We start from the raw sequence: 5,454 nt of genomic DNA, 5'->3' as shown, positions 1-5,454 counted from the left end.
TGACTGGAGGTCAGAAAATGAACATCAAGAGCCTTCTCCTCGGCTCCGCTGCGGCCCTGATCGCAGTTTCCGGTGCGCGCGCCGCCGACGCCGTCGTCGTCGCCGAGCCGGAACCCGCTGAATACGTCAAGATCTGCGACGTCTACGGCGCTGGCTACTTCTACATCCCCGGCACCGAAACCTGCCTGCGCATCGGCGGCTATGTCCGTTATGATATCGGCGCTGGCGACGTCGGCTCGTTCGATGGTGCCTGGGCCCGGGACAAAGAAGACGGTGAAGTCAACGATACCTGGCAGAAGAACGCCCGCTTCACGCTGAAGACCTGGACCGGCCAGGAAACCGAGCTCGGCACGTTGAAGACCTACACCGAAACCCGCTTCAACTTCGGCAACACGAGATTTAGCGACGACACCTACTCTGGCAACGCCTACAACAAGGGCGTCTCGCTGAACTTCGCCTGGATCCAGCTCGGTGGTCTCCGTGTCGGTAAAGACGAATCGGCCTTCGATACGTTCATCGGCTATGCCGGCAACGTCATCCAGGATACGCTGGTCCCCTACGGCGGCTTCGACACCAATGTCATCCAGTACTACTTCGATGCAGGCAACGGCTTCTCGGCCGTCGTCTCGCTCGAAGAAGGCTATGGCGACTTCACGATCGACAGCTACGTTCCGCATGTCGTCGGCGGTGTGAAGTGGACGCAGGGTTGGGGCGCGATCACCGGCGTTGTGTCGTATGACAGCAACTATGAAGAAGTCGCTGGCAAGGTTCGCTTGGACGTCAACGTTTCGAACGAACTCTCGCTGTTCATCATGGGTGGCTACGGCACCGACGACAACTACAATGACGGCACTTATGCTCTCCCGGCCGGTGGCCGCGGCATGTACAAGCTCTGGGGCGGCAACTGGGCAGTCTGGGGCGGTGGCACCTACAAGTTCAACGAGAAGACCTCGTTCAACGCCCAGGTGTCGTATGATGAAGACGAAAACCTCGGCATCGCGGCGAACATCGCTTACGACGTGGTTCCAGGCTTCACGATCACGGCCGAAGTCGACTACCTCAATGCCGGCAGCTACCCTGCGTCCAACTGGACCAGCGCCGACAAGGAAAGCAACATCGGCGGTATCCTCCGCTTCCAGCGCTCGTTCTAAGGGCTGGTTCCTTACAGGTGAAATCCAGCCCGGGCGCACAACGCCCGGGCTGTTTTTGTTTTCGCGACTGGATCAAGGCAAACAGAAGGATGGGGGTAACGGTAGCTGAATAAATCCGTGGAGTGGTTTCGTGGGATCCGCTGATGGGCGGATGAAATCACAACTGCGTGATTAAAATCTCTTGAAAGGACGCTTCCAAGCGGGTAGGGCTGACCTATCCCACTCGGGGGTGTGGCAAATGATGACGAACGAAGCGATTCAAGAGGGCGAGTCCTCTGATCATTTTTCGATGTTTTCTTCTCAAAGTCCGAAGATTCGATACACCTACAATAAGATTAGAGAAGTAAAGTCGCATCGGGTCGGAGATCTTTTTTCAGCATATCGGGACATATTATGGGATGATGGGCGGCATAAGTATAATGTCAGCTCGTTCATCGGCGAAATAGACGAGATCCTCCTTGGGGAGCGTTTCAGCGCCTTTGACCAAAGTACCCTGGACAACCTTATCGGCACCTTGCGCCAGCGCGGCAACAGCAACGCAACCATCAATCGAAAGATGGCTGCCCTCAGCAAACTGCTGCGCAAGGCTCACAAGATGGGAGATATCCACAGCCTGCCCGAGTTCCGCCGCCAGAAGGAGCGGGCGGGTCGGATTCGCTTCCTCGAAAGGGACGAAGAGGCGCGCCTGTTCGCCGCCATCAAGAGCCGCAGCGAGGATGCCTACAGGCTTTCCGTCTTCCTGGTCGACACCGGATGCCGTCTCGGCGAGGCGCTTGGGCTGATCTGGAACGATATCCAGGAGCATCGCGTCTCCTTTTGGATCACCAAATCCGGCCGCAGCCGCACCATTCCGATGACCGAGCGGGTCAAGGAGGTCATCAAACTGCCGCCCACCGAAGGCCGTCGGCCCAAGGGACCGTTCACAAAGCTTAGCCAGGCACAGTTTCGTGCCATCTGGAACGACGCGAAGGCCGAAGTCGGACTTGGCGCAGACGACCAGGTGGTGCCGCACATACTGCGCCATACCTGCGCCTCGCGCCTTGTCCAGGGCGGCATCGACATCAGGCGCGTGCAGATGTGGCTCGGCCACCAGACGTTGTCGATGACCATGCGCTACGCGCATCTGGCCACCAACGATCTCGATGGCTGTGTCATCGTGCTGGAAACACCTCGATCGACTCAGCCGGGCGGCAATCGCGCTGAAGGCTCCGTGTTTTCTTCGCCCGTGACGACGCCTTCGTCGCCGACGGCAGAGCGGAAAAAGAAGGATGAGGCAGCCGCCGCCGCAAAGGAGTCGCCGAAAGCGGCTCGGAAAAGTTCAAAGGCCAAGTAGGCTAAAGAATCTCCACCTATACTATCATAGCTATCCCGTGACCTTGTTTGGTCATGGGATTTACTTCGGGATATTCTTCCGCTCGGCTTGGTCGAGAAAAGCGGCTATGTCGCCCGGTAGGCTGCCGGTCTCGAGGAATGGCGCATGGCCCTGGCCCTCGACAGTGATCGTCTCCATCATGGAATGGCGCTCTCTCATCTGGTTGAGCGTGTCTATGGACAGCAATCTCGAATTGGCACCACGTATGGCGAGCAACGGGATGGCGGCCAACGCCTCGAATTGAGGCCATAGATCAGGCAGCTTCTGCGTCAGATCGAGGCTCGCCACGGTATCCACCAGCTTCGGATCGAAATCCGGCATCAGCCCATCATCCGTTTCGCGGTAGAGAGCCCATATCATCCGGTCCCAGTCGGCGCCGGCAAGGGCGGAGAAGTCTTCGCCATGCACGCTGCGCTGGGCGGCAATTGCCTTTGGGCGGGTTTTCGGTGCCGGGTCGCGCTCGAGATAGGACTGGATATGGGCAAGTCCGGCCGTCTCGATCAGCGGTCCGATGTCGTTGAAAACAATGGCTTTCAGGACCGATGGCCGCATCATCCCGAGCACATGGATGATCAGCCCGCCGCGCGAGGTGCCGATGAAGGCCGCTTCTCCGATGTTCAACGCCGTCAGCCCGGCTAGGATGTCGCCAGCCTCCACGCCGACATTGTAGTTTTTGGCGTCGGGATCATAGGCTGACTGCCCGCGCCCACGGTAGTCGAAGGCGATTACCTTGCGCGGAGTTGCCGCATGCGTCGACAGATAGAGCGCCAGCTCGTGAAAATCCCTGGCGTTGCGGGTCAGGCCAGGCAGGCAGACAACCGGCCAGGATCCGCTATTGGCCTCACCGTAGATGCGAGCATGGAGCTTCAGCCCATCCGGTGCGCTGTAGAAGAAGTCGGAGAAGCCTGGGTCGTTTGACATTTGAAAGGGGTTCCCCTGACCGGATCATCCCGACTGCTACAGGCGAGGGTAGGGATGGTCAAATAGAAGGATGCCATCTTGGAGACGTTGGAGTGACAGCGCCCCCCTCTGTCCTGCCGGACATCTCCCCCTCAAGGAGGGAGATCAGTGGCTTCATTGGCGGCGCGATTTCTTTGACGCTGACAATTGGCGAAAGCCGAGGTGACATCCAATCTCCCCCCTTGAGGGGGAGATGTCCGGCAGGACAGAGGGGGGCGCCGTAGAGCGCCAGCCTTTGGCTTGCCTGTCCTTATCCCCTCAACTCCGCCCGTTCACCAGATCCCCGACAATGTCGTATTTGCCCGAAATACGCATCTTGTAGACCTCGTAATTCTCCATCACGCGCTGAACGTAACTCCTTGTTTCCGTGTAGGGAATCCGCTCGATCCAGTCGACGACCGCGTCGATGTCCTTGCCGCGCGGGTCGCCATATCTGGCCACCCACTGGCTGGCTCGGTTGGGGCCGGCATTGTAGCCGGCGAAGGTCAGCACGTAGGAGCCGTTGAAGCGATCGAGCTGTTCGCCGAGGAAGGCTGAGCCAAGCGTCGCATTGTAGCCGGCATCGGTGGTCAGCCGTGTTTGCGAAAACTGCAGCCCGGCCTTCTTCGCCAGTTGCCTTGCGGTTCCCGGCATCAGCTGCAGCAGCCCGCGCGCGCCGGCGCTGGACACGGCGCCGATGTTGAATTCGCTTTCCTGACGGGCGATCGCATAGGCCAGGGCCTTGCCCGAGCCGGAAATGTCGGCCGAATCGGGAATGACGCCGAGCGGATGCGACAATGCGCCGACATCGATGCCACGCGCCCCGGCGATCTTGCCGATTTTCAGCGCCATGAAATGGTTCCCTTGCTTTTCCGCAAGGACAGCCAGCAGCGCCAGTTCGCCCGGACTGGTCAACTGCCCGGCAAGGTCGCGATAGAGCGTCTCGGCATAGCGGTCGTAGCCCGCCTCCTGCAGCCGCTTGATGGCGCTGACGGCCTCGCGGCCGGCAAAATTCTGCCGGTCGGCTGCACTTGGCGAGGGGTAGGCGATGTTCAGCGCCTGCCGGCCCACGCGTTCGGCGGCAAGCTGACCGTAGAATGTCGTGCCATAGGCAGCGGCGCGCGCAAAATAGTCCTTTGCATTGCCCGGACCACCGACTTCCGCGGCACGGCCGAGCCAGTAATAGGCGCGCGACAGCGTCATCGGCCCCTGGGCGAGGTCCGCGATGCGAGCGAAATGACTGGCCGCGGTTTTTGGGTCGTTCAGGCCGCGCAGCGCATACCAGCCAGCATGGAATTCGGCGTCTCCCGCATTGGCGGCACTTTCGGCGGCGTGTGTGGCGACGATCTTGTACGCGGTCTTCATGTCGCCCTGGTCTACCAGTTCGCGCGACAACACCCGGCGCTCGACCCACCAGGCATCCGGATCGACGAGAGCGTCGCGATCGGTCGGCGCCTGCATCACAATGGCGGCGGCCCCGGCAAAATCCTCCTGCTTGCGCAGATATTCGGCCTGCGCGAAGAAGTAGCCGGCCGAACGTTGCATTGCCGGCACGGCCTTCAGCAGCTTGGGCGCGTTCTTGTCGCCTTTGTCGGCCGCCGCCCAGGCCTCGGCGAGTTGCTGGGCGCCGGCCAGGCCGGCGACGCGCAAGGCGGAATTCGCGCGGTCGGCATAGAACATGCGCTCCATGCGAAAACGGTGGTCGGTGGCCGGGATCAAGCTGCCGAATTCCTTGATCAGCGCCGCCTCGTCCCTGGCCTCCAGGATCGCGGTGCGCCAGAAGGGCGACAGCACCGAACGTGCCGCCTTGATATTGCCTGACGCCACATAGGCGCGGGCAAGAACCATCACACCTTCGAATGTCTGCGGCTGGCTGCCGTCGAACGCCCTGATAACGATGTCGGGGGCAGGGTTCTCGCGATAGAGTGCGCGCTCGCTGTTCCTGCGCAGGGCGACGGTGCCCGGCCAATTGGGCAGCATCTTGGCCGCAGC

Annotated in this window: 4 protein-coding genes; 2 read left to right on the top strand and 2 right to left on the bottom strand. The window is 60.7% G+C overall.

Features of this window, described 5'->3' with window-relative positions:
- Positions 1–17: 17 nt before the first annotated feature.
- Complete coding sequence (locus tag EN939_RS19335; protein ID WP_127269281.1) at positions 18–1,151, top strand: porin; 1,134 nt, start codon at positions 18–20, stop codon at positions 1,149–1,151.
- 238 nt (positions 1,152–1,389) lie between these two features.
- The gene (locus tag EN939_RS19330; RefSeq protein WP_127269280.1) at positions 1,390–2,484 is read left to right on the top strand and encodes a tyrosine-type recombinase/integrase; all 1,095 of its coding nucleotides are present in this window, start codon (positions 1,390–1,392) and stop codon (positions 2,482–2,484) included.
- 60 nt (positions 2,485–2,544) lie between these two features.
- Here the strand turns inward: EN939_RS19330 and EN939_RS19325 are convergent, their stop codons facing one another.
- Positions 2,545–3,444, bottom strand: a complete 900-nt coding sequence (locus EN939_RS19325; RefSeq protein ID WP_127269279.1) for an alpha/beta fold hydrolase — start codon at positions 3,442–3,444, stop codon at positions 2,545–2,547.
- A 297-nt stretch (positions 3,445–3,741) separates the two neighbouring features.
- Positions 3,742–5,454 (bottom strand): lytic transglycosylase domain-containing protein (locus EN939_RS19315; RefSeq protein WP_164751079.1); only part of this gene is annotated, 1,713 nt, incomplete at its 5' end.

Source organism: Mesorhizobium sp. M7A.F.Ca.CA.002.05.1.1 (assembly GCF_003998335.1).
Taxonomy (GTDB): domain Bacteria; phylum Pseudomonadota; class Alphaproteobacteria; order Rhizobiales; family Rhizobiaceae; genus Mesorhizobium.
This window is presented reverse-complemented; position numbering and strand designations above follow the sequence as displayed.

Bases quoted from the DNA above. Each gene is read 5' to 3' on its own strand.
- EN939_RS19335 (WP_127269281.1), top strand. From the start codon at position 18: ATGAACATCAAGAGCCTTCTCCTCGGCTCCGCTGCGGCCCTGATCGCA.
- EN939_RS19330 (WP_127269280.1), top strand. From the start codon at position 1,390: ATGATGACGAACGAAGCGATTCAAGAGGGCGAGTCCTCTGATCATTTT.
- EN939_RS19325 (WP_127269279.1), bottom strand. From the start codon at position 3,444: ATGTCAAACGACCCAGGCTTCTCCGACTTCTTCTACAGCGCACCGGAT.